Source organism: Pseudomonas sp. G1002 (genome assembly GCF_013385455.1).
Lineage (GTDB): Bacteria > Pseudomonadota > Gammaproteobacteria > Pseudomonadales > Pseudomonadaceae > Aquipseudomonas.
Genome location: NZ_JACAPY010000053.1, coordinates 1 through 22,311, shown reverse-complemented (window position 1 = coordinate 22,311; position 22,311 = coordinate 1). Strand labels below are relative to the sequence as shown.

Annotated in this window: 37 protein-coding genes and 1 pseudogene; 21 read left to right on the top strand and 17 right to left on the bottom strand. The window is 56.4% G+C overall.

What is annotated here, in order from left to right; genetic code table 11:
- The 7 genes and pseudogenes from HX801_RS29855 to HX801_RS29825 form a co-directional block, all read right to left on the bottom strand.
- Positions 1-446, bottom strand: a pseudogene (locus tag HX801_RS29855) (hypothetical protein); the annotation flags it as partial.
- Positions 446-1,540, bottom strand: a complete 1,095-nt coding sequence (locus HX801_RS29850; protein ID WP_177023292.1) for a hypothetical protein — start codon at positions 1,538-1,540, stop codon at positions 446-448. The gene HX801_RS29850 and the pseudogene HX801_RS29855, both read right to left, overlap by 1 nt.
- A 157-nt stretch (positions 1,541-1,697) precedes the next feature.
- Positions 1,698-1,892 carry a hypothetical protein gene (locus HX801_RS29845; RefSeq protein ID WP_124378401.1) on the bottom strand — a complete coding sequence of 65 codons (195 nt, stop codon included), beginning with the start codon at positions 1,890-1,892 and terminating at the stop codon, positions 1,698-1,700.
- Positions 1,889-2,080, bottom strand: a complete 192-nt coding sequence (locus HX801_RS29840) for a hypothetical protein (RefSeq protein ID WP_177023291.1) — start codon at positions 2,078-2,080, stop codon at positions 1,889-1,891. Before HX801_RS29840 ends, HX801_RS29845 begins: the two co-directional genes overlap by 4 nt.
- The gene (locus HX801_RS29835; RefSeq protein ID WP_177023290.1) at positions 2,077-2,514 is read right to left on the bottom strand and encodes a hypothetical protein; all 438 of its coding nucleotides are present in this window, start codon (positions 2,512-2,514) and stop codon (positions 2,077-2,079) included. Before HX801_RS29835 ends, HX801_RS29840 begins: the two co-directional genes overlap by 4 nt.
- Positions 2,515-2,533: 19 nt before the next feature.
- Positions 2,534-2,980, bottom strand: a complete 447-nt coding sequence (locus HX801_RS29830; protein WP_177023289.1) for a hypothetical protein — start codon at positions 2,978-2,980, stop codon at positions 2,534-2,536.
- Between the two features lie 257 nt (positions 2,981-3,237).
- Positions 3,238-3,534, bottom strand: a complete 297-nt coding sequence (locus HX801_RS29825; protein ID WP_177023288.1) for a hypothetical protein — start codon at positions 3,532-3,534, stop codon at positions 3,238-3,240.
- Between the two features lie 817 nt (positions 3,535-4,351).
- On the opposite strand from HX801_RS29825, the gene HX801_RS29820 reads away from it, so the two are divergent.
- Entirely contained in the window at positions 4,352-4,663 is a 312-nt protein-coding gene (locus HX801_RS29820) for a DUF1654 domain-containing protein (RefSeq protein ID WP_177023287.1), read from the top strand.
- Positions 4,664-5,907: 1,244 nt separating this feature from the next.
- On the opposite strand, the gene HX801_RS29815 is transcribed toward HX801_RS29820, so the two are convergent.
- The 8 genes from HX801_RS29815 to HX801_RS29785 form a co-directional block, all read right to left on the bottom strand.
- Positions 5,908-6,117, bottom strand: coding sequence for a helix-turn-helix transcriptional regulator (locus HX801_RS29815; protein ID WP_177023286.1), 210 nt, complete (start codon positions 6,115-6,117; stop codon positions 5,908-5,910).
- A gap of 125 nt (positions 6,118-6,242) precedes the next feature.
- Positions 6,243-6,674 carry a hypothetical protein gene (locus tag HX801_RS29810; RefSeq protein ID WP_177023285.1) on the bottom strand — a complete coding sequence of 144 codons (432 nt, stop codon included), beginning with the start codon at positions 6,672-6,674 and terminating at the stop codon, positions 6,243-6,245.
- A 260-nt stretch (positions 6,675-6,934) separates the two neighbouring features.
- On the bottom strand, positions 6,935-7,630 hold the full coding sequence (locus tag HX801_RS29805) for a hypothetical protein (protein ID WP_177023284.1): 696 nt from the start codon (positions 7,628-7,630) through the stop codon (positions 6,935-6,937).
- A 206-nt stretch (positions 7,631-7,836) separates the two neighbouring features.
- Entirely contained in the window at positions 7,837-8,586 is a 750-nt protein-coding gene (locus HX801_RS29800; protein WP_177023283.1) for a hypothetical protein, read from the bottom strand.
- 71 nt (positions 8,587-8,657) lie between these two features.
- Positions 8,658-8,876: a hypothetical protein gene (locus HX801_RS32135; RefSeq protein ID WP_256344312.1), complete on the bottom strand. Its 219-nt coding sequence runs from the start codon at positions 8,874-8,876 to the stop codon at positions 8,658-8,660.
- Positions 8,873-9,118: a hypothetical protein gene (locus HX801_RS29795; RefSeq protein WP_177023282.1), complete on the bottom strand. Its 246-nt coding sequence runs from the start codon at positions 9,116-9,118 to the stop codon at positions 8,873-8,875. The genes HX801_RS32135 and HX801_RS29795 overlap by 4 nt, the downstream gene beginning before the upstream one ends.
- Positions 9,119-9,144: 26 nt before the next feature.
- On the bottom strand, positions 9,145-9,372 hold the full coding sequence (locus tag HX801_RS29790) for a hypothetical protein (protein ID WP_177023281.1): 228 nt from the start codon (positions 9,370-9,372) through the stop codon (positions 9,145-9,147).
- 4 nt (positions 9,373-9,376) lie between these two features.
- Positions 9,377-10,237: a S24 family peptidase gene (locus tag HX801_RS29785; RefSeq protein WP_177023280.1), complete on the bottom strand. Its 861-nt coding sequence runs from the start codon at positions 10,235-10,237 to the stop codon at positions 9,377-9,379.
- 95 nt (positions 10,238-10,332) lie between these two features.
- Here HX801_RS29785 and HX801_RS29780 point away from each other — a divergent pair, with 95 nt between their 5' ends.
- The 15 genes from HX801_RS29780 to HX801_RS29710 all read left to right on the top strand — a co-directional run bounded on the left by HX801_RS29780 (position 10,333) and on the right by HX801_RS29710 (position 17,652).
- The gene (locus tag HX801_RS29780) at positions 10,333-10,587 is read left to right on the top strand and encodes a Cro/CI family transcriptional regulator (protein WP_064451097.1); all 255 of its coding nucleotides are present in this window, start codon (positions 10,333-10,335) and stop codon (positions 10,585-10,587) included.
- Between the two features lie 64 nt (positions 10,588-10,651).
- The gene (locus HX801_RS29775; RefSeq protein ID WP_177023279.1) at positions 10,652-11,122 is read left to right on the top strand and encodes a YmfL family putative regulatory protein; all 471 of its coding nucleotides are present in this window, start codon (positions 10,652-10,654) and stop codon (positions 11,120-11,122) included.
- Positions 11,122-11,418, top strand: a complete 297-nt coding sequence (locus HX801_RS29770) for a hypothetical protein (RefSeq protein WP_177023278.1) — start codon at positions 11,122-11,124, stop codon at positions 11,416-11,418. The genes HX801_RS29775 and HX801_RS29770 overlap by 1 nt, the downstream gene beginning before the upstream one ends.
- A gap of 143 nt (positions 11,419-11,561) precedes the next feature.
- Positions 11,562-12,362 carry a Rha family transcriptional regulator gene (locus tag HX801_RS29765; protein ID WP_177023277.1) on the top strand — a complete coding sequence of 267 codons (801 nt, stop codon included), beginning with the start codon at positions 11,562-11,564 and terminating at the stop codon, positions 12,360-12,362.
- Entirely contained in the window at positions 12,362-13,156 is a 795-nt protein-coding gene (locus HX801_RS29760) for a Pyocin large subunit-like protein (protein ID WP_177023276.1), read from the top strand. Before HX801_RS29765 ends, HX801_RS29760 begins: the two co-directional genes overlap by 1 nt.
- The gene (locus HX801_RS29755) at positions 13,153-13,881 is read left to right on the top strand and encodes a replication protein P (protein ID WP_177023275.1); all 729 of its coding nucleotides are present in this window, start codon (positions 13,153-13,155) and stop codon (positions 13,879-13,881) included. Before HX801_RS29760 ends, HX801_RS29755 begins: the two co-directional genes overlap by 4 nt.
- Positions 13,878-14,150, top strand: a complete 273-nt coding sequence (locus HX801_RS29750) for a hypothetical protein (RefSeq protein WP_177023274.1) — start codon at positions 13,878-13,880, stop codon at positions 14,148-14,150. The genes HX801_RS29755 and HX801_RS29750 overlap by 4 nt, the downstream gene beginning before the upstream one ends.
- Positions 14,147-14,401, top strand: a complete 255-nt coding sequence (locus HX801_RS29745) for a hypothetical protein (protein ID WP_177023273.1) — start codon at positions 14,147-14,149, stop codon at positions 14,399-14,401. The genes HX801_RS29750 and HX801_RS29745 overlap by 4 nt, the downstream gene beginning before the upstream one ends.
- A complete protein-coding gene (locus HX801_RS29740; RefSeq protein ID WP_177023272.1) occupies positions 14,398-14,793 on the top strand; it encodes a hypothetical protein in 396 nt (131 codons plus the stop codon). Before HX801_RS29745 ends, HX801_RS29740 begins: the two co-directional genes overlap by 4 nt.
- A complete protein-coding gene (locus HX801_RS29735) occupies positions 14,790-15,461 on the top strand; it encodes a hypothetical protein (protein WP_177023271.1) in 672 nt (223 codons plus the stop codon). Before HX801_RS29740 ends, HX801_RS29735 begins: the two co-directional genes overlap by 4 nt.
- Positions 15,458-15,658 carry a hypothetical protein gene (locus tag HX801_RS29730; protein ID WP_177023270.1) on the top strand — a complete coding sequence of 67 codons (201 nt, stop codon included), beginning with the start codon at positions 15,458-15,460 and terminating at the stop codon, positions 15,656-15,658. The genes HX801_RS29735 and HX801_RS29730 overlap by 4 nt, the downstream gene beginning before the upstream one ends.
- Positions 15,655-16,170, top strand: a complete 516-nt coding sequence (locus HX801_RS29725; protein ID WP_106111231.1) for a hypothetical protein — start codon at positions 15,655-15,657, stop codon at positions 16,168-16,170. Before HX801_RS29730 ends, HX801_RS29725 begins: the two co-directional genes overlap by 4 nt.
- Entirely contained in the window at positions 16,167-16,475 is a 309-nt protein-coding gene (locus tag HX801_RS29720) for a hypothetical protein (protein WP_177023269.1), read from the top strand. The genes HX801_RS29725 and HX801_RS29720 overlap by 4 nt, the downstream gene beginning before the upstream one ends.
- Positions 16,472-17,107, top strand: a complete 636-nt coding sequence (locus HX801_RS29715; RefSeq protein ID WP_177023268.1) for a recombination protein NinG — start codon at positions 16,472-16,474, stop codon at positions 17,105-17,107. The genes HX801_RS29720 and HX801_RS29715 overlap by 4 nt, the downstream gene beginning before the upstream one ends.
- The gene (locus tag HX801_RS29710) at positions 17,104-17,652 is read left to right on the top strand and encodes a hypothetical protein (RefSeq protein ID WP_059398246.1); all 549 of its coding nucleotides are present in this window, start codon (positions 17,104-17,106) and stop codon (positions 17,650-17,652) included. The genes HX801_RS29715 and HX801_RS29710 overlap by 4 nt, the downstream gene beginning before the upstream one ends.
- Before the next feature lie 98 nt (positions 17,653-17,750).
- Here HX801_RS29710 and HX801_RS29705 read toward each other — a convergent pair whose 3' ends face one another.
- Positions 17,751-19,559, bottom strand: a complete 1,809-nt coding sequence (locus tag HX801_RS29705) for a GGDEF and EAL domain-containing protein (protein WP_177023267.1) — start codon at positions 19,557-19,559, stop codon at positions 17,751-17,753.
- A 489-nt stretch (positions 19,560-20,048) separates the two neighbouring features.
- Between HX801_RS29705 and HX801_RS29700 the strand changes: the two genes are divergently transcribed.
- Complete coding sequence (locus HX801_RS29700; protein WP_003218335.1) at positions 20,049-20,387, top strand: hypothetical protein; 339 nt, start codon at positions 20,049-20,051, stop codon at positions 20,385-20,387.
- Positions 20,384-20,728, top strand: a complete 345-nt coding sequence (locus HX801_RS29695; RefSeq protein WP_177023266.1) for a hypothetical protein — start codon at positions 20,384-20,386, stop codon at positions 20,726-20,728. The genes HX801_RS29700 and HX801_RS29695 overlap by 4 nt, the downstream gene beginning before the upstream one ends.
- A gap of 9 nt (positions 20,729-20,737) precedes the next feature.
- Here the strand turns inward: HX801_RS29695 and HX801_RS29690 are convergent, their stop codons facing one another.
- Positions 20,738-20,965: a hypothetical protein gene (locus HX801_RS29690; protein ID WP_152973763.1), complete on the bottom strand. Its 228-nt coding sequence runs from the start codon at positions 20,963-20,965 to the stop codon at positions 20,738-20,740.
- A gap of 141 nt (positions 20,966-21,106) precedes the next feature.
- Here HX801_RS29690 and HX801_RS29685 point away from each other — a divergent pair, with 141 nt between their 5' ends.
- The 3 genes from HX801_RS29685 to HX801_RS29675 all read left to right on the top strand — a co-directional run.
- Positions 21,107-21,295: a hypothetical protein gene (locus HX801_RS29685; RefSeq protein ID WP_177023265.1), complete on the top strand. Its 189-nt coding sequence runs from the start codon at positions 21,107-21,109 to the stop codon at positions 21,293-21,295.
- Positions 21,292-21,762 (top strand): proteasome subunit beta, encoded by a 471-nt coding sequence (locus tag HX801_RS29680; protein WP_177023264.1) that lies wholly within the window; start codon positions 21,292-21,294, stop codon positions 21,760-21,762. Before HX801_RS29685 ends, HX801_RS29680 begins: the two co-directional genes overlap by 4 nt.
- On the top strand, positions 21,728-22,311 hold a 584-nt coding region (locus HX801_RS29675), incomplete at its 3' end, for a putative metallopeptidase (protein WP_177023263.1). The genes HX801_RS29680 and HX801_RS29675, both read left to right, overlap by 35 nt.

Sequence of the window (22,311 nt, the reverse complement as noted above, 5' to 3'; positions counted from 1 at the left end):
TAGATGTCGGCGGCGAACCCCAACGGCTGCAGGCATTTACCGATGGCGTCCGTCAGTGATTTTTTCGCTGCGTCCCAGTCAGTAAGAATCTTTCCCTGCTGCAGGTAGATAAATGGCGTATGGCCGTAGTGCTGAACCGTGCATTTTTGCCCGGCGTTGCCCAGGTACCAAAGTTCGATTTTTACGGTGTGCAGCTTCGCGCAGATCATTGGAGCCTCTGGCCACTCTTTAGTGGGCGCCTGAAGCGGTGCACCTTCGTCAAATCGATCCTCAAGGACATTCCAGCCCCAACCCTCACCGCATGGTCCGAAAATTTCTGTTGCCTTGCGCATGAGGTAGGTTGGCCTGATCGCAGTGCCCTTAAAGCCACCTGCGCCAGTGTATTTTTTAGTAGCGTCAGGGTCGGTTGTGTTGACCTGGTCCCAAATTCTCGTGTTCTCGGACATTACTTATTCCTCCAGCCGTCAGCACGCTTGACCAGTTCCTTAAAGGAAGCCGCGGGCAGCCTGCTCATGTATTTTTTGTTGTCGCGGTACCATTCTTCCAGGGCAGCTTTGGGTGTCTGGATGGCCACGACGTGGGCGACCTGCTGTTTGTATGAGGTCGAGTTGGCGACTTGCGAGTGGAATGTCCGGCTCACCACTACGGTGTTGGTCATTCCCTGCTTGACCAGGGTGTTCAGCTCTTCCTGGGATTGAACTGCAATAGCGCCCGGGTGTTTCTGCTGGAACAACCTGTAGCAGGCCTCTCTCACCAGTTCGGTGCTGCCGTACTCGACGTATTCAACGTCGGGAATTCCTGCCTCGATCTTCTCCGCCACCTCATCCAGACGCCCGGTGTCGATCCAGGCGTTTTTGGATACCTGTTTCAAATCCCAACCGCTGACCGTCTGGCGGTCACGCTCAAGCTGTAGGTGTTCGGGGAGGATGTCGTAGCCGTAGGTCAGGTCGGTGTCGCAAACAAACAGCGTGCCGACGTAAAGCTTTCCGGGCCGGGAGGGCAGGATGTGGCCGTACTTGGTGCCGATCACGTCGTTCATTGGTGGCTGCATGCGCAGGCACATGCTGCGGATTTCCGCTTCGTCATCATCGGTGAGGCCGGAGACGACGAATTCAACACCCTGATTCTGCCGGTGCGCCGGGGTCTCGTTGATGCACAACACCTCGGCGTCGAACTGGTCGCTGTGCCGGAACTCTGGTACCCATTGTTTGTTGCCGTTCAGCACCTTCACGTCGTAGCCATTCCGGGTCAGCACCAGCAGGGCGATTTTATAGCCCTCGCCGAAGCTGCCGATGGCATCGGTGCGGTCAGATTTGGACGTGCTGCCCAGCACCAAGGTGCTGGCCTCCAGCCTTGCAAAGCGGCTGGTGATGAGCAGCTGGCCATCAGCGAAGGCGTATTCAAACGGCGACTCGCTGTCCAGGGCGTTCTGTACCAGCTCCCTTATGGCTTCTTTCAGGCCCCAGTGGCGGACGTAATCGCGGGACAGGGGCAGTTCGTAGGATTTGGAACGGATGCGATCTGCAATTGCTGCGAGCATGACTATCTCCCGCGCCATCCTTGCGGGGCGCTGTGAGGCATTGGTTATTGAGTAATTCGATCAGCGAGGGCGCTGAGCAACATCAGAAAGGTGCAGACGGAGAGGGCAGAGAAGGAGCCGCGCCAGATGAGTAGGCGCCGGGTGCGCTGGTGGGTGGTCACGGCCGAACCCTCACCGCGATCCGCCCGCCCTTCATGGTTGCTGCAAGGCGCTTCGGCAAGGTGGCCACAGCACGCTCACGCGGCTGGCCGATTACTTCATTGAAGGGGAGGCCGAAGCCCAGCATGATCAGCTTGGACTCAACGTCGTCGAGCTGCTCGTCGATCAGTGATTTAACCGGTGCGGTGGTCATGCGTCCTCCTTGCGCTGCGTGTTGATCTTCAGCAGCCGCTGGCAGTAATGGTTGAATTCTTCGACGGTGATTGCGTCGTCGGTGAGCATGTTCGTGATCATCCGCGCCACGACGGTTTGGGCGCCCAGCTCGCTGCTTGGATGTTCAAGCGCCTCCAGCGCTTCGTCGATCAGGATGTGCGGACTCATAGGTCGGCATCCACGTCGTCTTCGCGCTCTTCCCGCTCTGCTGCTACCGCGTCTTCGGCATACGGCCTCAGTAGCGCTACGGCGATCTTCTCGACCGCTTCAATGGGCCTTTGCTGGCCCAGCAGGTCTGCGGCGTGAGACCGGGCATCGCTCTGGCTGCCGAGCATCGCCGACAGCAGCAGCCGGGCAAACGAATCACGCTGGTCCAGGCCGTCAATCTGGCGCTGATTCAGGTGGCCTTGCAGCACCGTGCAGAACCGGTCGAACGTTACCACCTGCGGCTGGCCGTGGCGGCGCTTCCACTTGATATCGACGCCGCACACCAGCTGTTCCGCCGAGTGTTCCAGCCACTCCTGTTCCGGATTCGCCTCGCTGACCTCTGGAGGCAACTGAGCGTCGTAACGCTCCTGGCAAATATTCAATGCTGCGTTCATGATCGCCTCCAGGGTGGCGTTAGTCGGTGTATGCAACGTATTTGAAGTGGCCGTCTTTGAATCCCGGCGTAAATAGGCCTGTCGGGCACCTGACCGGTAAGGTTGTTGGTAGGGGGGGGCTATGCGGGGGGCAAACTGGAAAATCGCCAATCAATAGCGCTATGATGAATTTCAGTTTTTCAGGGAGATCAATGATGTTTTTAAAGCGAATTTCTGCAGCGTTTCTGCTATTGAGCGTTTCTTCGGTCGCAAGTACCTTGGCAAGCGCAGCAGAGGACGACACCGAAAACGCCGTCAATTTGCTGGCCATTGAAAGCCTTTGCGTCAAGGCCAATCCAGATTCGAATAGCAGCGTTGAGAACGCTTTAAATAGCGACCCGGAGACGACCGATTCGCTTAGAGCGGAAGTTCGCCGAGTCAAAGCTGATCCAGCTTCCAAAGCAAAAATCCAATCGTTGGCGTTCAATATGAGCAACTCTGTCGTCGTATCTAAGCTTCCAGATATGTGCTCGTACTACCTCCCCAAGAAGTGAGAACGCATACCTGATGCTAGGTGTTCCGCACCTGAGGGTTGGCGTCTGCCATCGGTGGAAGGATCTCATCGCACAGTCAGCCTAAGCTGACCGCAACCGGCGCCGGGTGCCGTCGCACCGTTACCGGCGCTTGCGGGCGTCGATCTCGACCCAGAGCGCATTGACGATTGGCGGCCTCCATTGCTTGGGGTTAGGCGGTTGCTTTGGCTGCGATTAGCCGCTTGGCCTCAATCTCTTCGTCGAATGACATGAGGTGAGGCGCTACTAGGTAAAGGTTGAGCAATCGTTCGCTTTCATCCGTTGACCATGTCTGGTCGGCTAAGCGTTCTTCGTCGCACTTGGCATAAGCCAAAAGAGCCGATTCGATAACTCCACTCATGGTTCTGCGCTGGATGCGACCCACTACATCAAGCATGTACTTAACGCGGGGGCTGATTCGAACGCCGATTTGGGCGCTCCTGGTTTTTACGCCAACTTTCTTGGCCATGACTTTCTCCATTCGTTGGTTCATCTGTATTCGTCAACACTCATGCCTTCCGCTGGTTGCCGATGGGCGCGGGGAGGAGTGCTGACGTAATAGAGGTGGGGAAGGGGGCCCAGGCCCGCTACTGGCGACGGCCTGGGTTTGTTGCGTCAGCGGTGTGGCCCGTTGCCCGCTGCTGATTGCAGGGCTGGCCGGTCGTCTTCGGTGTGGGCTTCGAGCTTCCTACTCCCAGCGTCAAACAGCATCTGTTCGCCGTGGATCACAGGTCCTTACAACATGCACGCTACAGCTCTGAATGCCCTGGCTGAGTGGGGCAGGGTGCATGAGGTCCGGCGTTCCCAGCCGAGGCTATCGGGATCGCTAATTCAAATCTTTTGGAGCTGGCCGTGACCCGCTGCTGGCGTCGGTCACCGGCTTGAATCAAATGTTCTTCCAGCCGCGGGCCTTTCGGCTTGTTCTCCCGCTGGATAACTGTTCTTGGCGCTTTACGCTGCACGCCCGGGTCAGTTGCCAACCCTCTGAACCGTTTAGGCCGGTTCATCGCTGCCTTTGAATCTGGGCCGGTGGTGATCCGGCAAGGGTGAAGCGGTGCGACTAAAGAGCGGGTCAGGCCCTGAGGCCCTGGCGAGTCCCTGTTGGGTGACTCGATGGAGTGAACAGTAAGCTAATGCCTAATCGTCTGTAAATAGGTAATGCCTAATTATTTTCAGAAAATGTTCCCGGTCGTTATTCCGATTTCGGAGATGACATTCTCGGCAGCGCTGATATAAGCTTTGCCTAAGCTGTATGGATATACAGCATTAAACTGGGAGGAGATTTCATGGGGAAGAAGCAGGCGGCACCGGCGGAACGGCAGGAAATGAGCGGTATGGCTCGCCTTGGGCTGCGTGTGTCATCGATGATCAACCACCCCGTGGCGCAGGCGCAGCGCTGGGTGACAATTCATCGCCTGGACACAGACGGGGATCGGGAGTGGGAAGAGGTATTGAGCGTGATCGCCCAGACGGACGAGCTTGAGCTGACGCTCAACGACGACGGCAGCGTGACGGTGAGGTGGGAGCAGCAGGAAGTCGAGGTAGCGGGGAGGGGAGAGGTCGAGTTTGAGCAGGAAGAAGAGGCGGCGCCTTTCTGACTGGCAAGAAAGAGCCCGCGATCGCCGGGTTTGTTTGCGTGCGATGAGCCGGGCTTCACGTATCGACTACGCTTAGGTATTCGATTTGATGGATCTGCGTATGAACTCGTACAGGATAATGAAAACGAAAGTTGGTTGGGGTTTGTTCAGGACTGGCTCAGCCAAGCCACTCGCAGAGGCATCCACGAAGGAAGGGCTGGTGAGGATGACCGCAACACTTATTGTAGGGAAAGCCGCCTCGGTGAAAGTGCACAACGAAAATGGCACCTTCCAAGAATTGAGATTCTAGCGAGCGGGGAGCCGGCCCAATTGGGGGGGGCTAGAGTTTGGAGGTGCTCGTCGCGCACTATCGATTTTTTGTGAGGCAGCTCATTAGATCTAGCACGGCTTTTCTTTCGCGCGCAGAGAGCATTGATAGCTGTTCATGAATCGTGGCAAGCGGCAGCGGCAAAAGGAGGTAGAAGTAGGGGGCAGATCCTCGCGATTTTCGTAGGGAGATCGATGTAACCGTACCTATATCACGGTGGCGCATAGGGAGCAGGGCGCGTTACTGATCTGCCGCAGCGGGGGATAAGAAAGGGGGGGAATTGCCTGGGCGATTTATCCTGTTCGCCTTGAATCATGGCGGCGAGAGGACTGCCTCGAGAACACCATCTCTTCAAGAATTTCTCGGGCTAGCCTACTAATGCCGTATTCTCCGTGGTAGTTGCGCCGGTCGATGTTCACTATCGTAAACTGATCAGATTCCGGACCTGTCACGTCGATTGACAGCGTGTTGTCAGCGCTAATCGAGCACGAGATTAGACAATTCGGCAGGCGGCTGGCCAGGACCGTCTCGATTTCCAGCCTGCTTAAGGTGTCCATGGTTGTCCTCCCAACTCAAATTGCGTGAGTCTTTAAGGGTAGGCGCTCAGGACAAGCTGTAAATAGTGGCCTATTGCTCCTTCAGCGCAACTCCGCGCCTGGTCAAGCGAATCGATAAAACGGAGGACAGCAGCGGCCCGGTGGTGTCTGAGTACCCACTGTAATGATGCTGTCCCGTTACCAAATTGAGCCGAAGCATTTCACGCAGCCCGAACAAGATTTGCTCCTGATCACCGAGCAAATCCGCAGAGCTGGTTTCGACGTCAGCGGATAGCTGATCCAGAAGGGAATAAATTAGTTGGATGTTCTCTGTTAGGTCCATAGATCCACCCTTTCTGTTGTGACAACCCCTTGGTTTTTTCTACACAGCGAAGTTCCTGCTAGTCCGTACGCCGCTGACCGGTCAATACATAGAGCACGTCAACTCCAATTTTGGCGACTGCGGCCAAATAGACCGCGCTCGGCGTTCTGATCCCGCGCTCGTAGACGTTTTGGGCATTGACCTTGACGCCGCCAGCGACTCCTAGCTCTGCCTTCGTCAAACCGAGACGAATTCGTTCCTCCTTGAGTCGGTCAGTGATCTCTTTCATTGGGGCGCTCTCACAATTGAGTTCACACTTTAGCATCCGTGATGCACAGCCTCCATCTGCGGATTGGGAGAGCAGATACGAGAAGCCCGGCGCTTGGCCGGGCTTCGATGTAGCAGCGTCAGGAACTAACGATGCTTGTTCTTGTGTTTATGCTTGTTGTTGCTTTTGTGCTTCTTACCATCTGATCGATGACTGCTTTCATCATCCGCTAGGTTATTTCCTAGCGCGCCACCCGCGGCGCCACCGATACCCGCACCGATAGTTGAGCCAGTCGTGCCGCCCAGACGGTTACCAATGAGCGAGCCACCAGCCGATCCGATACCGCCACCTAACGCAGCTTCCGCTCTATTGCCTCTTTGAGCGCCGACAGCACTGCCGGCAGCACCACCTACGCCTGCGCCTACTGCCGTGCCGGTTGATCCGCCAAACTGTTGGCCTACGATATTGCCAAGTGCACCACCAACGCCGCCTCCAAGAGCGGCTGTGCCATCTCCGGCTGCCATCGCTCCTTGCGAAATGAGGACACCCAAAGCTAGGGCGGGTAGTGTCATTTTCATTTTTTGAACCTCTATGGGTTGTCAGCAGGCGCTCACGGTTTAAAGCACGCCTAGCATTAGGACTGGAGTAGAAGTTTGTAGTTCTCTATGGGCGGTGCCTGCGGGCGAATGGTTGTAGCAAGATATGCCGTAATGGATTCGGCTACGGAGGGCGGGCTTAAGCGGGTGCTGAGAATTAAAATGACCAAAGGAACCCAAGTGTGAAAGGGCAGAAACAAGAAGCCCGGCGCTGGGCCGGGCTCTTTTTTAGCAAAGCGCCACTAAGCTGCTTCTGACTGCAAAAGACGGTCTGCCGCCTCTTCCGGTGACTGAACCGCCTGAACACGGAGTTCATGCTTGTCGCCTGCCTCCTCTAGCGCCTCTATCGACCGTCGCAAGGAGTCAATCTGGCGTTCACTGTACGTTGGGTCGTCAAAAGCAGGCCTGAAAACCACAAGTTCAAAGTGAGCTCTCGGAAAGAGCTTGTCATCGCGATCTCTAACCACGAGCAAATCGAGAAGTCGAGCCTTGTTTCGTTCAAACATTCCTGAAAGTGCGGCGCCAGGTATGAGCTTTCCGGTGTTGATTGCTGCCCGCTCACTTAGGTAAAAGATCTTTGCGGGGCGAGCTTTTTCCGAAACCTCAAATGTTCTATTGAAGTAACCGGAAAGGCGGGCATCTCGCTGCACAACCGCCGACTCAAATAGCTTCGGCCACGGATCTCGATTTGAGCCCGATCCGACATCAACACCGTCAAGCTCCTCGATCTCGCCTTCAGCGTCTGAAAAATCTAAGGCAGCTAAGCTTGCTGTCATGGAGACGGCTTGCCGCAACAGGCCAACCAGGTCGGCTGAGGAGGTCTCTCTCACTCTTCCGAGGCTGACACCGGACATCGGAGATATCCAGCCGTCAAAGCTTGATCTGTATTGAAGATGATGCTGCAGGCTTGAGCAGATGAGGCCGATCATCTTTGCCATCCCTGCCGCCTGAGCTCCAAACATCGCGTCAATTACATGAGGTCGAATTGCTGGGGAAACCCTGCACTCACCATTTTTTCCTATGGCCGCGACGGCCACAGTTAGTCGCTCACCGGACGCCATCATGGGCTCCAAGTATACGGACGCCCAGCTACCTTGGAAGGAAGGCGCTGCCGGAACCGCTTTGAGGAGGGCCTCAAAATTGATCATAATTTTAGCCTCCCCTGTGCAGTTGGCTTTATTTTGTGGTGGAGCATATCGCCCAAGCTGGTGATTCGCTCTTTCAAGAAAGATATCAGCTGATTTTGAGTTTTGGACTCAAAGTGCTCAGAAATAGAACTCTCTGTCTCTTCGACAGCTAGTTTAGGCTTGTGTTCGGCCCACTCGGATGCTCGCCGCGCTGCACGCTCGGTAGATAAATCGTCCCTGCAACCGCTTATTGCCAGGTCGAGGAAACGATTTAAGTAGTAGTCATCTGTGGCGTCGGACGGCTTCATGCCAAATGGCATGCAAAGACCATGGTCGATCAACAGAAATCCCTGTCCATTGAACAGGATATTCCCATCATGCCGATCGGGGTTGGCGATCAACTCATCAAAGCATGCCGCCGCGAGCAACTCAGGCCATCGCTCAAGCTCATCTAAGATCACATTGTCTTGCGAGCTGACAAACTGGGAGAGATTAGGATGCCCAGTGTCAGCGCTGCCAAAGTGCCACTCATTGGCGGAGTCAAGTAGGAGTAGGGGCTCCGGAACAGGGAGACCTGCGGAGCGACCCAACGCAGCACAAATAACCTCAACGGCCATTTCTCTGTTTGAGATTTTTTTCGCGATGACTGCCACCTCGCCTGCGACAGTTGCAGCAATTCCGCGCCAAGGTTGGTTTGCGCCTTCACCTACAAGCTGTCCGCCTGGTAGCAATCGCCCAACACGAATTTGAACTGGTTCTTCTTGCATAAAATCCCTGTTGAGCTGTGACTTCCATAGAGTAGTTGGGGAGCTTGGCGCCAATTCGTCTCATGCTTAGATTATTCGCGCCCACCATAGAAATGGTTCAGCGCTATCAACTCGAACACAGCCACGAAAACACAGAGTACAACGAAACCGGGGCTGAAAACCCTCTTGCGGCCGGATGAGCCTCCGCCCAGTCCAGCGACGTCGGAATAGCCGGGGAGCATCATAAGGAAAGCCAGGCAAGCAATGACTCCAACCTTGCTCCAGAAGGTCTGCTCTCGCCATGCAGTCATTTTGGCTGTTCCGCTGCCCGGCTTATTCGGCCTACCTTCACCTCATCCGCATACCCATCCATCAGATCCTCGACCTCCTGGAACCTCATAGCGATCGCTGTCAGTTCGCGAGCGTCATCTTCCTGGCCGGCATCAGAAAGCTTTACAGCAGCCTGCTTCAGGTCGACGCCTGACCACTTGAGCAGGGCGGCAGCCTCTTTAAGGTCGCGGTGCAGTTGCTGGTTTGGCATGGTGAGGGGCATGCAGTCTCCTTGCTGTTTCTTCGATCCTACTCAGATTCGGTTCGCGTTATCAGTCCAGCACCAACCTCGTCTGCGAGGGCGGCGAGCCGATCCGCATCATCGTATAGCTTCGCTACCAGCTTTAGGACGGCTGCAACATCGATATCTTGGCAGTCCTTAGTGATGTTGATTATGCCGCCCGCGGTTTGCTCGAGGCCCAGCCCAAGGTAATTGAGCTCGTTGCGCAGCTGTTTGTTCGAATTGGTGAGGGGCATGGCGCTATACCGGTTGTCCGTTCCACACGTAAAGCACTCGAGCCAGGATGTGGGTGTCGTCGACACGAATGTCCTCGGGGTCGTGGTGCTTGTTGTCCGAAATCATCTTGAAGCGATCCTTGCCTTTCTTTTGCAGGCGCTTCACATACAGCATCTCGTCGTGGGAGAAGAGGTAGATCCCGTCCCCGGTGAACTCCCGGATCGTAATGTCGACCAGTAGCGGGTCGCGATCCTTGATGGTTGGAGCCATCGACTGGCCCCAGCCAGTGATCATCTTGAGATGGAAGTGTTCTTTGAAGGTGACGCCCAGGTCACGCAGGTGCTTGGGGCTAACCCGTATGTCCTGGAGCATTTCCGGGTATTCGTGCGGGATCTGCCCGCCACCCATCGCTGCGCGCACGTCGTAGTGCGCGATCCAAACCTCATCGCCAACCTGGCCGGGGCGAGAGAAGTCGACATGGATAACGTTTCCTGAGTCGCTTTGCTCAGCAGCAGCCAGCAACCTGGCGCGAGCATCTTCTGAAAGGCTCTTACCTTTCGACGCCAACATCTGACGAACCATGTCTGCCGCAGACGAAGCCAGCGAGCGTCCGTCATTACTGTCTTGAATGGAAGATTCTTCGTTGGAGACTTCCAGGTTTTCGTAGGAAAAGCCTGGGCGTAGCCCCCAGTGCTCCGGCCCCACGACGTCAGAGAAATAGGCGATCACGTCCATCAGCTTTGACTTGTCGATCCTGCCGTTTTTCACCCAGCCCTGTATCGACGGAGGCTTCACGGAGAAGTCGTCTGCGAGGTTCTTTTTCGATACGCCCTTGGCGATCCGCGCGGCCTCAATGGCGGCGCCTAATTCTGGTCCGGTAAGCATTGCCTAATTAAGCCTATTGCGCTGACGGTTAGGCAATGACTTGCCCGCGATAAGGTAATGCCTTATATTCGACACAAATCTCCAGGAGAGAACTCATGAAATCAGCAGAAGCGGCCAAAGAAGCATCTCGCTTGCTGGGTAGTCAGGTGGAAATGGCGCGCCTGCTGCAGGTCACTGCACCCACAGTTAATCAGTGGTGCTCCGGCGAGCGCCCAGTACCAGCAAAGCGCGCAGTTCAAATCGAGGCGTTGACCGGTGGCGTCGTAAACCGCACCGACCTTTGCCCATCGTTTCCGTGGGGGCAGATCGCTCCGGCCTCTGTTGAGGCTTCGCAGCAGTCCGCTGCCTGACATCCCTGTCCGCCGTTCCATTGAAGCAATTCTGACCGCAACCGACCCAAGGAAAAACTAGACGATGAAGTCGCAAGTGCTAGAAACCCGCAGAGCAGCAGTGATTGCTGCCGCCAACGCCGTATCGGGCGGCCTTCCTTGCGCCGCGGCATTTCTTGGCGAGGAGGACTTCAAGCGTTTCAAGAATCGGATTTACGAGTCGGCAGGGGTCAAGAAGCTGAGTGATGACGAAGTCTGCGTACTCGAAACCCAGGCCAAAACCACCTTCCTCCCCGATTACATCTGCGCCATGTATGGCGGGATCTTCGTCCGCCTTCCTGATTCCGAGTCGCTGGATAACGTGGACATGCACCACCGCTCTCTGCGTACAGCGGTAAGGCGGGGGAGGGTAGACCAGTTGATCGCCCTGGCATTGGAGGATGGTGAAATTGATGCCGCAGAAGCCAAAGATATTCTCGCCCTGCATGCCAAACACTTGGCAGCTCGACACGAAGAAGTCAATGCAGTGATTGAGCTGCACAAGGCGCGCGCCTGATGAAAGCCGAACTGAAACTTCAACTGAACGCTCAGCCCGGTCTTTCCGAGCTTGAGGGGCTATTTGCCACCCTTGAACAGATTCTCTCCGATGCGCCGCACCTTCGCTTGAAGGTCATCGATCTGCTTTTCACCCTCAGCGACGGCAGCCTCAAACCCGGCCTTGTCGAGTTGGTGGCGATTCCCGCATTCGGGGCAGATGGTCATTCGGTCATTGAGCTTCAGATAACCGACCGAATGAGGGAATTGGTGGGCGCACTCGCCGCAGGTGATGTTGAAGTTTTGAGTATCGATTAATGACATGTCCGGCCTCCTGGCCTTCGTTTGTGGAAATTCGAAATTACCACGGATGCGCCGGACACCTATAACGCCTGAATCTCAGGCACAAAAAAACCGGGTTCACGGCCCGGTTCATTGCTACATCACTTGAGGCAACTCTAATGCAACAGATAACTCAAGGCAATACCCCCAACAATCTCGCGCCACGTTTTTCTCAATCTGAAAACGTGGCGCGTGTAATTTCAATGACCAGTTCCGAAATTGCCGGACTGACCAGGAAGCTGCACAAAAACGTTATTCGCGACATCAGAGAGATGCTCGACGAGCTGAAAAAGGATGGCTCAGATGTGAGCCATGTCCGGGAAGATCTGGATTCGCGTGGCTACACCTCAAACCTCCATCTTGATCGTGAGCTGACAGAGCTTCTTCTGACGGGCTACAGCATTCCTTTGCGCCTCAAAGTGATTCGCCGCCTCAACGAACTGGAGGCGGAAAACAAGAAGGCCGTCGCGCTCCCGTCCTACGCAGAAGCCTTGCGCCTATATGCCGATCAGATCGAACAGACGCAGGTGCTTCGAGTTGAAAACCACCAGCAGGCGACCAAGATCCATTCCCTGGAGAACCTGTTCAAGGAAGGCATGACCCACACCCAGTTCTGCAAGGGCCTTAATGGGGTCAACGTCATGCAGGTGGGCAAGTACCTGGAAGCTCGCAGCTGGCTCTACAACGAGAGCAAGTCCGGCCTACGTCACCGTGTTGGCTCCTACGCCCGCGACAAGTACATGACCGAGCACCAGCACGAAGTCACCCCGCACGGCAAAGATCCCTTTATCTCCTACACGCCTGTCCTGCTGAAGAAGGGCGCTGCACGCCTGTACGACCTTTACCTGGCTGGCGAGCTTCCCATGAAGAAGACCTGGGACGGCCTGTTCACCCACGACAAAGCACTGAGGGCCGCGTAATGGCCGGGGACTGGATCAAAATGCGAATCGACCTTCAGACGCATCCGAAAGTATTCCGCATGGTGTCCGCATTGAAAGCGGACAGATTGCGGATCATCGGTGGACTGCACATCGCTTGGAGCATCTTCGACACCCACTGTGATGATGGCGTGCTGGTGGGCTACACCGTCGACGCGATGGATGCGGTAGTGGGCTGGCCAGGCTTTACCCAGGCCATGATTGACGTGGAATGGGCGGGTATCCAGGACGATGGAAGCCTCGTAATGCCGCGCTTTGAGGAGCATAACGGGGCCAGCGCCAAGCGCCGCGCCAACGATAACGAGCGCAAGCGCAACGACAGAAAGGCAAAGAATGTCCGCAACGTGTCCGCTAGTGATGCGGACAAATTGCGGACCAGAGAAGAGAAGAGAAGAGAAGATAAAGAACAAAAGACTTATGGCGATGATGAGGTCGATCACGCTGAGTTGTTCGCGCAGTTCTGGGCCCTGTATCCACGCAAGGTGGGCAAGGAGGCTGCACGGAAGGCGTGGGATAAGCTCAAGCTGACCACAGAGCTTTTCGATTCATTGGTTAAGGCCCTGGGGGCGCAATGCCTAACGACAGACTGGCTCAAGGACGACGGCCGGTTCATCCCGCACCCATCGACATGGATCAACGGCAAGCGCTGGGAAGACGAAGTGCCAGATCCGTCGCCGGCCGGAAGCAACGTCCACCGGTTCACGCCGCGCCCTCAGTCTGGCGAACCAGACTTCAACAGCAAGGCGTGGGCTGACGGCCTTGTGGCTCTCCCATGAAGCCAGTCAACCAACTGATGGCGACCATGGGCAACCTGCCCGCTGAAAGCCATGTCCAGCCGATCGACATCACGCCGCAGACGGTCGAGGTGGTTAACGACTTGTTCCGCCGGCTGCGTGGGATCTTCCCTGCATGGCGCCAGGCGTGGCCGTCCACCGAAGCACTGGACGCTGCAAAGGCCGAGTGGATCAAGGAGTTCGCCGAGGCGGGCATCCGCACCCTGGAGCAGATCGAGTTCGGCATCCAGAAGTGCCGCAAGCTCAAGAAGCCATTCGCGCCGAGCGTTGGTGAGTTCATCGCAATGTGCGCACCAGGGCCTGAAGACTTCGGCATGCCTGCCGTTGGTGACGCCTGGATCGAAGCGCTGATGACCACGTACAGCCACGAAGCTGTGAAGCTGGCCGCCGAGGCTACCGGTCTGTTTGACCTTCGCGGCGCCAAGCAGGAAGACAAGGGGCTTCGCGCCAGGTTCGACCGCAACTACGAAATCATCCTTCGCCGTGCCCAGGCCAGGTTGCCGCTCGACGGCCGGATCGCCGCCGGCATCGGCCACGATAGCCAGAAGACCGAATTCGAACTCGCCAACGAGCTGGCCGACCAGCAGACCCAAGCGCGAATCCTTCAGCAGGGTATCCCGGCCGACGGTAAGTCCGCGCGCGAGCTGCTGCTGGCAAAAATGAATATCAAGCGCGAGCCGGTGTGCGGCGCGGAGAAACGGACATGACCGTAACCAGCATTCGATACAGCACCGCCCAGACCAAACCAAAACCGCAGGCTGGCGACGAACGCTTCCTGAAAGGCCGTGGCGTCCAGCAAATCCGCCAGCAGCAGTACAGCAAGATGTATCGGGCCTACATGGTCAGCAACGGCCGCCCGGTGTGGGAGTGGGTCGACAAGGGCAGCGAGAAAGATCGCACGTCAGAGGCCTGGCTCCAGGCGCGCAAGTTGGAGCGCATGGCATTGATCGCAGAAGCAGCGGAGCAGCGGACATGAGCGAATTTGCAGAAGTGAATCAGCCCGAGCGCAATTCGCTTGGTTTCATGTACTTGGCTCGCCGTGCATGTGGAAAGGTCTCCGCATCCTGCTGGGATGACGCCATGAGCAAGAAGGACACCGCCAAGTGCGTAGCCGGTTACATCAAGCGCGGCGATTCGGTTGAGCGAGTGGAGCGTTTTGAGGGGGATCCGCAGCCCGAGTGGATTTGCCGCCCAGGTTGCAACGACTGTGCAGGGAGCAAGCCATGACCGACTACACCGAGCTTGTGCGGCTGGCTGAGGCTGCAAAAACCGAGGAGGCGAGAGCGATCCAGCTCTGCGCGTCCGGGTGCGGATGGGAGGCCCTGCCTGCTCAGGCCTCATTCCGATGCGTGGCCAGTGCTGAGGCAGTCCTCGCCTTGATCAAGGACCTTGAGAGTCACAAGCGCATGCTCCTGGCGGCAGTTTGCGACCTTGGCGCGATTGGCGAAGCACTCAAGTCCGACATGGACGCCGACGGCGATGAGCTGCTCGGCATGGTTATCGACCTGAAAGCCCAGAACACGCGAATGCTGGAATGGCTCAAGGACATAAGCCGTACATCCGGTGACAAGGGTGCAGTCATGGGGGCCCGCCAGTTGCTCAAGGAGTTCGCCGAATGAACGATTTCCGCGATTTGAAAGCGATTGCCGAAGTGTGCCAGCAGCACCAGCCGCTTCGCTTCATGCGCAGCCACGGTGCTCTGTACATCCGCAACGACAACGGCATCGTCTTCGATGTCCACCAGAACCGGTCCTTTCCCGAGTTCATGGCGCAGAACAAGGACTATGCGGATCTGGTGCTTGCCGCCAGCCCTGCGACGGTTTTGGCTTTGATCGGCGAGAACGAGCGTGTCAAAGCTCGACTTTGCGTGTGCCGCGACTGCGGTGGCCAGGGCGAAGTCTATTCAGGTCACAGTTCCTACCAGGGTAACAACGAGCCGCCAGAGCCTGACATGGACGTGTGCGGCACCTGCGGCGGGGATGGCGTTCTTGGACCGCTGGAAGATTTCGAAGCGCTGGCTGCTGAGCGCGACCAGCTCAAGGCCGAGAACGAGGCGCTTCGGAAATACGGGGAAGAGTTTGCAGTATTGGCCGAGCGCCGCCGCGAAGAAGTCGAGACGCTGCGCAAGGAGCGCGATGCTCGTCACCCGTTCAAGCCTTTTCATGAGCCGGCAATTGGCTTCACCGGTTGCGTGATTTTCGGCGTGTACACGGATCACGGCGGCTTGCCATGCCCGAAAACGCGAGCAACCGCCGACGCCGCCATGGGCAAGGGAGAGCAGTCATGAAAACCAACTACGGCAGGTTTAGCGATGACTACCGTGGTAACGGCTACATGGTCAGCTTCGGGTTCAAGCGGGGATGGCTGCTCTTCGGGTTCCGCCCACGCAACTGGCATTTCTATTTCACGAAGCTCGCCTCCAAGCCTGCCATCCGGGTTTATGTCGGTCCATTCGAAATTGAATTCTTTCGGGTGAAGCCATGACCAAGCCAGCCAAGCCACGCCCAATGCCTGTGTACCTGGTGCTGCGCCGCCTGGTCGATCCAGCCACGGGCAAGGAGGTGGCCGCGTTCGTGCCGTCCTCCGACGCCGACCGGTCGATCCTGCGCGAGCGGGATTTCCGGATCAACACGAAGATTCGCGCCGAGCTCAAGCAGCCACGCAACCCACGGTTCAATGGTTTGGTCCACGGCCTGGGCCGGGTGCTGAGCCAGAACATCGACCGGTTCTCCGGCAAGCAGTCCCACGACGCGATCAAGGCCCTGCAACTGGAGTCGGGCGTGTACTGCGATGAGGAAGCGTTCGACATTCCGGGCCTGGGCCAGCTCACCCGCAAGACACCCCGAAGCCTCTCCTACGACTCGATGGGCGAAGAGGTATTCCAAGACTTCTGGCGACAGTGCTGCGCGTACCTGGTGCTGCACGACTGGCCGACGCTTACCGAAGAGCGCCTGACCGAAATGGCCGAGTTTGAAGCGTTCAAGGAGGCCGCATGAGTCATAACTTCAAGCCGGGCGACCTGGCGTTGATCGTTTCCTGTCCGCTGGTGCCAACCCTGATAGGGCGCTGCGTGCAGCTGGTTGAGTGCTTGGGGCCTGGCTGCGACTCGTTTTCCGCCCACGGTCCATGGTTTAACCGTGGAGATGCAAACGCCTGGGTGGTGGAGGCAGATGGCTTGGTGTCATTGACCATCGGCAAGACCCTTGTCGAGCACCCGCGTTGCTGCATTGCTGAGAAATACCTCATGCCTTTGCGTGGCAATTTTGAATTCGGGCAGCAGAAAGCCAAGGAGGCTGTATGAAGCGCACACCGCTGCAACGAAAGACTCCACTCGCGTCCGGTGGCCCGCGCCGCAAGCGCTGCCCCGAGTGCCGGGTGATGTTCGTGCGTACCCGTGACGCGCAAGTCGTGTGCGGGGAGATCGAGTGCGCCATCGCTCACGGCAAGTCCGAGAAGGGACGGGCGATCGCCGGCAAGGCATTGGCCGAAGTAGGGCGCCGCGAGATCAAAGTCCGCAAGGAGAAGTTGAAGACCCGGGCGGATCACCTGCGCGAAGCCCAGGCCGCGGTGAACGAGTACGTGCGCCTGCGTGACGCACACCTGCCGTGCATCAGCTGCGACTCGACGCCGAACGACAACGACCTCATGACCGGTAGCCGCTGGGACGCCGGGCATTACCGATCCGTCGGTGCCTGCCCAGAGCTGCGCTTCGAGCCGCTGAACATCCATCGACAGTGCGTGAAGTGCAATCGGAATCTGTCCGGCAACGCAGTGGAATACCGCATCCGTCTGGTGCAGCGTATCGGCGTCGAAATGGTCGCCTGGCTGGAAGGCCTGCACCCGGCCCGCAAGTACACAGTAGATGAGATCAAAGCTATCAAGGCTACATACCGCGCAATGACCAGAGAGCTGAAGAAAGGGGAAGCCGCATGACCTATCGCAACGTTGTTTCAGCAGTAGTTCGAGCCCTTGCGGCGGAGACCATCAGTTCCGCCGGCGGCTGCGACTTTGAACCCAAGGTGCAGTGCGCCAAGCAGAAGGGGGAGATCGTCGGTAAGGAGGCGGCGTTTCTCCAAGACTGCTGGGTATTCGGCCGACTGCACAAAGCGCTCACCCCTGCACACTGGCGCGCACTGGTAGCGAAGTACTCCACTCACGAAGAGCGCAAGCACGGAGCCATTCTGGAGCTGCTGAATTCGGTAAAGACTCCAGCACCGAAGCGCTTTCGGGAATGCGCCGTGCTGACCTGGGCTATTCCTCAGATAGCAGGCGCCGACGGCAAGCGCTCCGCCGCGGTGCTGCCAGCGGCATGGTACGACATCACCAATTGGGACAATGACGGAAAGCCAGAGTCGACCCGATATCGTTGGCGTTCATCCATACGAAATTCTTTGGATGGCCAGGTGAATGAGGCGCTGATGGCCGCTCAAGAGATACTTGACGCCGAGGGGCTAATGGAGAAATTCATGGCGTCATAATTTGCTGCGGCAATGAACTGGACAGATGGCCTGAGCGACATCAGCTTTAAGATCGGCGGGAGGTGATAACAGGCTTCCCGCCGACAGGTTTTGATGGACTACAAGGACTCGGTGCCTGGCGTTCTAGTCCCATCACATACCGAGCTGAAACCACCTTGCGCCAGCCATTTTTCTAAAGGTTCCGCTTTCAGGGGTTTTGTTATCAGGTATCCCTGAGCCTCTGAACACCCCCAGAGCGTGATCAGGTCCAGAATGCTTTGGGTTTCGACGCCCTCTGCTACGACTCTATAGCCTAATCCTCTGGCAAGCTCGATGAGTGTCTTAACTAGCCGTTTATCTTTTTCGTTGGTGTTGAGGTTGCTGATTAGTGACTGGTCTAATTTAACCGTACTCACAGGCAGTTGCCTTAGATATGTCCAGTTGCTGTAGCCAGTGCCGAAGTCGTCCACGGAAACTTCAATGCCTAACGCGCGGGCGCGCTCAAGCTGCTCAATAACTGTCTTCGGGTCTGACATGAGCATGCTTTCCGTGAATTCAAGCTCTAAATTTTTCGACAGAAGGGCGCCGTTGTTTATATATTCTGTAATTTTATTTAAGAACTTAGAGTTCTCAAGATCACTGACAGTGACATTCATGGAAACTCGTAATTCAATACCTTTGCCGAGCCACTCCTTGGCTTGGTCAACTACGGCGTCAAGTACCCAGAAGGTAATTGCATGCATCAACGCAGTTTTCTCTGCAAGTGGTATAAATTCTGCGGGACTGATAGGCCCGAGCGTAGGATGATTCCACCGGATCAATGCTTCAACATTTTCACATGCTAGACTAGGTAATGTGACTTTCGGATGAAAAACTAAGCTCAGCTGATCTTCAGACCGAACTGCATCAGACAGGGAGCTCAATAGGGTAAACGCTCGCTGCTGAGCTGCGTCCAACTCAGGTTGATACATCGCCCAGCCCAAGTTTCGAACCCTTGCGTCATCAGCTGCCCCTACGACTAACCGTAGCCAGTCCCTCTCTTTTGCATCGGCGATTTTCAATACCCCAATACCTGTCTGCATGAGTATTGGGATTCCTTGACAATCAACCGGCTCGTCAAAATTTGAAAGAATCTTAAGGCAGAGACCTTCCACCGGATGGCCACCTTCTAACAGAAACCCAAAACGTGTTGGACTGATTTTGTACAAGAGAGAATTATTAGGTAATAAAGACTGAAGTCTGCCCTTAACGCTGAGCATTAAATTTTGAGAAAAGCTGTAACCGAGCGCTTTTACTACGTCATTCAAAAATTTTGGAGATATTACGTCCACAGCAAATAGATCGTGCTGAATGCCGCTAGAGCTTGCTAGTCGAATATCTTCTTCCAGTCTGAGTCGGTTGAAAAGTCCGGTTGGCTGATCAATAAAATTACGGGAACGTAAACCCATAATCCGCAAGACAACGAGTTGAGCGAAATAAACGAGCATTGCTGCATCTCGCTTGCTCATCGGTTGTCGAGGTGAAGTATCTATTATGCATAGGCTACCCAGAGAGAAACCATCACTTGTGAGAAGTGGCGCGCTAGCGTAATAGCGAATGAAGGGCGCGCCGGTGACCATGGGGTTATCTTTGAAGCGCTCATCATTCTGCGCATCCAAAACCTCTAACGCCTTCCTGTCGCGTAGAGAGTGTGCGCAGAACGAAACGTCCCGAGGTGTAGTTTGCTGCTCAATCCCGATCCGTGCCCTGAACCACTGGCGGTGCTTGTCGACAATAGAAATCAGGGCGATGGGAGCATTGAAGTATTCTGAAGTCATTGAAATCATTTTTTCGAAGACTTCATCGTCTTGTTCATTTTGCGGGCAAAGGGCCTCAACGCGTTTTAAGCGTTCTGCTTCGTACTCAGGGAAGTGGGTATTTGCGTCCATGACTAACCTCGTGTATCACGACCATGTGGCTAAACGGTATCAGATCACCGTTAACCCTACGACTTCATTTACTTATTGAGTCAGTAGGTACGACCCATTCATGCGAAGGGAATACGGCAAAATACGGGCGTTTCGCTTCTCGAAAGGACAGAGCGCATTGGATCCGCTCACTCTGCATCTATAAATCACAATGCAGAATCCGAAGAAACGTTGCATTAATTGAGAAAATGAGAGAGTATTTATTCATCGTGCCCATACACTGCATTTCGAACGGTCTTCAGCGTTGAAATCAACCAATGAGTCCGGTCTAAAGGAGGCTCCGCCAAGTACGGGGCCTCTTTCGTTTGGTTTCAGGGAAACCTGGTCAATCTCAAGGCCTCGCCATCGTGCGGGGCCTTTTTCGTTTTCGGCCCCGCCACACCCTTCGCACTTAGTAGGGAGTGCCGCCGGGGCTGACCTATTTCAAACATGCCCCACGGAGTCGAGCGCATGGAGTATCTACAGCGCCTGCTCGACAAGATCGACAGGTTCGAATTGCTGATTGCGGGCCTAGTTGGCGCCGTGATCGCCAGTTGGTGGCACAAGGACGACTTGAACGACTGGCGTGCCTGGATGATCTTCCTGATCACCGGCATGGCCTGCTCGATTTATCTGACGAGCATGGTCAGCACCTATCTGGGAGTGACCGAGCCGAAGATCGTCGCCGGTATCGGCTTTCTGTTGGGTGCATTCGGCGGCTCGCTCCTGGCGGCCATCAATCGAGCCATCAAATCCGCTGACCTCTGGGCGCTTATTCGCCAGCGGTTCGGGGGAGGCAATCCACCATGAATCTTGAACTGATCAACTCCATCGCCTGCGGCCTTATCGCGCTGTGGGCCGCCTGGTGCGTACTGAGCGGTAAGGTGAGGGACGGCATCCTCGGGAAGCTGATCTACTCGGCCATTGCCATCAGCGGTTTCGTCGTTATGGCGCGCAGCCAGAACATCTTCTTCGGCCCGACCAGTGCGGGCCTGACGCTGCACGTGTCCCTGGCCCTTGCCGGTGCTCGCCACATCTTCATGGTCACGTACTGGCAGCCGGTAAAAGCCTGGCTGTGCCGGACGTTGAACTGCGAGCACTGCCTGCACTGTGACAAGGCACCTGGTGGTGTCGAGCGCCGGGGCAAATAGCTTTCCGATCTACTGGTCTGGGCGCAGCGCACGACTTCGGGAACCGCAGGCAACGTCGAGCTCAGCGTTCAGCTGATCCACCTGTTCCTGACTGATCCAGCCAGCTGTCATCAGGGATTGGTTGTAACCGACTGCGCCCAGTCTGAGCTTTGCCAAGTGCGCCTGATCTTTGGCTTCGGCCAGGTAATGGAAGTTCTTGCGCGCTAACGCCATCGCGGATGCTGCATCAATTGGCATGACGTTAGCTCGACTAGAGATGAGGCGCGCAGATTGCCGCAAGTCGTCGATCAAGGGTAGTGGATTCTGACTAATCAATAGCAAGTAATCCGCGCCACGTTTTCGAATGCCCGAAATCGTGGCGCGGCATTGGAGTAGGGCATGACCGCTAGCATCCACGACATAGCCGACCAGCGCCCGCACCTGATGGTGGTAGCCAATGATGGTGCCCACGTAATCCCGCACGCACTGGTTCAATCTGTGATCGCCGGCGACAAGCCTTCCTCGATCCTGACTGAGCTGGTGGTGAAGCGGATCATTGAAGAGTGGCTGCAGCAGGTGACCGCATGACGACCATTGCCTACAAAGACGGCGTGATCGCCTATGACGGCCGCCAGACCCGGAACGACCGCATCGTTTCCGACAGCGCGGCAAAGTGTCAGGTGGTAGATGGCGTCAGCTTCTTCCTGTCGGGGACTGTATGCGACGAGAAGGCTTTGATCGCTGCCTACTTCGGCACCTCATCGCCAGTTCCTGTTGAGTGCTCAGGTTATGCCGTTGACGGTGGCAAGCTGATGATGATCGGCCACGACGACACGACCGGCATATGGAAACAGGATCTCGACCCGGCGAACCCGGATGCCATGGGCAGTGGGGCGCAGTACGCCCTGGCCGCAATGGATATGGGCGCAAGTGCAGAAGACGCAGTGCGCGCTGCCATGAAGCGAGACATCTACACCGGCGGCACTATCCGCACTGTGATCATCAACGAGGGGATGGCTGATGCAAAGACCACTGCCCCCGGCGTCACTGCTTGAGCTCTCCGACCTGAGCGACTTCGGCATCCGCCTTGTTCCTGCGCCCGAGGTGTGGGAATGGCTCCAGGCTGAGATCCTCGCCGACACCGGCAGCATTCACAACGAAGACCATGCCCACCTACTGGATGCAGACATCCGGGTCATGTGGGCGTCGTCGAGCTTCGAGAAGCAGGGCCGCACAGTCTTGGGCCAGGCCGAACAGGTAGCGTTCCGCGCCGGTGGTTGGCAGAAAGCCCGGATGGAACAACAGATGCGTGATTGGTTCGGTGATGTGCCTGCCTTCATCATCACGTTGGCTGCTGATTACTGCGCGCAGTGCAGCGACCTTGAGTTCTGCGCCCTGATCGAGCACGAGCTGTATCACCTGGCTCACTCGACCGACAAGTACGGTCAACCAGCATTTACCCAAGACGGCGCACCGAAGATCAAGCTGCAGGGCCACGACGTCGAAGAGTTCGTCGGCGTGGTCCGCCGCTATGGTGCGAGCACTGACGTTCAAGCATTGGTGGATGCAGCAAACAGTCCTACTGAGGTGGGGAAATTGAACAT

What these genes read in the sequence shown, in the direction of transcription:
- HX801_RS29715 (WP_177023268.1), top strand. Translation starts at nt 16,472, where the DNA reads ATGAAGCGCACACCGCTGCAACGAAAGACTCCACTCGCGTCCGGTGGC.
- HX801_RS29685 (WP_177023265.1), top strand. Translation starts at nt 21,107, where the DNA reads ATGACCGCTAGCATCCACGACATAGCCGACCAGCGCCCGCACCTGATG.
- HX801_RS29845 (WP_124378401.1), bottom strand. Translation starts at nt 1,892, where the DNA reads ATGACCACCGCACCGGTTAAATCACTGATCGACGAGCAGCTCGACGAC.
- HX801_RS29725 (WP_106111231.1), top strand. Translation starts at nt 15,655, where the DNA reads ATGACCAAGCCAGCCAAGCCACGCCCAATGCCTGTGTACCTGGTGCTG.
- HX801_RS29705 (WP_177023267.1), bottom strand. Translation starts at nt 19,559, where the DNA reads ATGGACGCAAATACCCACTTCCCTGAGTACGAAGCAGAACGCTTAAAA.
- HX801_RS29820 (WP_177023287.1), top strand. Translation starts at nt 4,352, where the DNA reads ATGGGGAAGAAGCAGGCGGCACCGGCGGAACGGCAGGAAATGAGCGGT.
- HX801_RS29850 (WP_177023292.1), bottom strand. Translation starts at nt 1,540, where the DNA reads ATGCTCGCAGCAATTGCAGATCGCATCCGTTCCAAATCCTACGAACTG.
- HX801_RS29780 (WP_064451097.1), top strand. Translation starts at nt 10,333, where the DNA reads ATGAAATCAGCAGAAGCGGCCAAAGAAGCATCTCGCTTGCTGGGTAGT.
- HX801_RS29690 (WP_152973763.1), bottom strand. Translation starts at nt 20,965, where the DNA reads ATGCCAATTGATGCAGCATCCGCGATGGCGTTAGCGCGCAAGAACTTC.
- HX801_RS29840 (WP_177023291.1), bottom strand. Translation starts at nt 2,080, where the DNA reads ATGAGTCCGCACATCCTGATCGACGAAGCGCTGGAGGCGCTTGAACAT.
- HX801_RS29755 (WP_177023275.1), top strand. Translation starts at nt 13,153, where the DNA reads ATGAAGCCAGTCAACCAACTGATGGCGACCATGGGCAACCTGCCCGCT.
- HX801_RS29750 (WP_177023274.1), top strand. Translation starts at nt 13,878, where the DNA reads ATGACCGTAACCAGCATTCGATACAGCACCGCCCAGACCAAACCAAAA.
- HX801_RS29790 (WP_177023281.1), bottom strand. Translation starts at nt 9,372, where the DNA reads ATGCCCCTCACCAATTCGAACAAACAGCTGCGCAACGAGCTCAATTAC.
- HX801_RS29720 (WP_177023269.1), top strand. Translation starts at nt 16,167, where the DNA reads ATGAGTCATAACTTCAAGCCGGGCGACCTGGCGTTGATCGTTTCCTGT.
- HX801_RS29805 (WP_177023284.1), bottom strand. Translation starts at nt 7,630, where the DNA reads ATGGCAAAGATGATCGGCCTCATCTGCTCAAGCCTGCAGCATCATCTT.
- HX801_RS29700 (WP_003218335.1), top strand. Translation starts at nt 20,049, where the DNA reads ATGGAGTATCTACAGCGCCTGCTCGACAAGATCGACAGGTTCGAATTG.
- HX801_RS29695 (WP_177023266.1), top strand. Translation starts at nt 20,384, where the DNA reads ATGAATCTTGAACTGATCAACTCCATCGCCTGCGGCCTTATCGCGCTG.
- HX801_RS29730 (WP_177023270.1), top strand. Translation starts at nt 15,458, where the DNA reads ATGAAAACCAACTACGGCAGGTTTAGCGATGACTACCGTGGTAACGGC.
- HX801_RS29765 (WP_177023277.1), top strand. Translation starts at nt 11,562, where the DNA reads ATGCAACAGATAACTCAAGGCAATACCCCCAACAATCTCGCGCCACGT.
- HX801_RS29740 (WP_177023272.1), top strand. Translation starts at nt 14,398, where the DNA reads ATGACCGACTACACCGAGCTTGTGCGGCTGGCTGAGGCTGCAAAAACC.
- HX801_RS29800 (WP_177023283.1), bottom strand. Translation starts at nt 8,586, where the DNA reads ATGCAAGAAGAACCAGTTCAAATTCGTGTTGGGCGATTGCTACCAGGC.
- HX801_RS29760 (WP_177023276.1), top strand. Translation starts at nt 12,362, where the DNA reads ATGGCCGGGGACTGGATCAAAATGCGAATCGACCTTCAGACGCATCCG.
- HX801_RS29710 (WP_059398246.1), top strand. Translation starts at nt 17,104, where the DNA reads ATGACCTATCGCAACGTTGTTTCAGCAGTAGTTCGAGCCCTTGCGGCG.
- HX801_RS29810 (WP_177023285.1), bottom strand. Translation starts at nt 6,674, where the DNA reads ATGAAAATGACACTACCCGCCCTAGCTTTGGGTGTCCTCATTTCGCAA.
- HX801_RS29770 (WP_177023278.1), top strand. Translation starts at nt 11,122, where the DNA reads ATGAAAGCCGAACTGAAACTTCAACTGAACGCTCAGCCCGGTCTTTCC.
- HX801_RS29795 (WP_177023282.1), bottom strand. Translation starts at nt 9,118, where the DNA reads ATGCCCCTCACCATGCCAAACCAGCAACTGCACCGCGACCTTAAAGAG.
- HX801_RS29775 (WP_177023279.1), top strand. Translation starts at nt 10,652, where the DNA reads ATGAAGTCGCAAGTGCTAGAAACCCGCAGAGCAGCAGTGATTGCTGCC.
- HX801_RS29735 (WP_177023271.1), top strand. Translation starts at nt 14,790, where the DNA reads ATGAACGATTTCCGCGATTTGAAAGCGATTGCCGAAGTGTGCCAGCAG.
- HX801_RS29815 (WP_177023286.1), bottom strand. Translation starts at nt 6,117, where the DNA reads ATGAAAGAGATCACTGACCGACTCAAGGAGGAACGAATTCGTCTCGGT.
- HX801_RS29825 (WP_177023288.1), bottom strand. Translation starts at nt 3,534, where the DNA reads ATGGCCAAGAAAGTTGGCGTAAAAACCAGGAGCGCCCAAATCGGCGTT.
- HX801_RS29785 (WP_177023280.1), bottom strand. Translation starts at nt 10,237, where the DNA reads ATGCTTACCGGACCAGAATTAGGCGCCGCCATTGAGGCCGCGCGGATC.
- HX801_RS29745 (WP_177023273.1), top strand. Translation starts at nt 14,147, where the DNA reads ATGAGCGAATTTGCAGAAGTGAATCAGCCCGAGCGCAATTCGCTTGGT.
- HX801_RS29680 (WP_177023264.1), top strand. Translation starts at nt 21,292, where the DNA reads ATGACGACCATTGCCTACAAAGACGGCGTGATCGCCTATGACGGCCGC.
- HX801_RS32135 (WP_256344312.1), bottom strand. Translation starts at nt 8,876, where the DNA reads ATGACTGCATGGCGAGAGCAGACCTTCTGGAGCAAGGTTGGAGTCATT.
- HX801_RS29835 (WP_177023290.1), bottom strand. Translation starts at nt 2,514, where the DNA reads ATGAACGCAGCATTGAATATTTGCCAGGAGCGTTACGACGCTCAGTTG.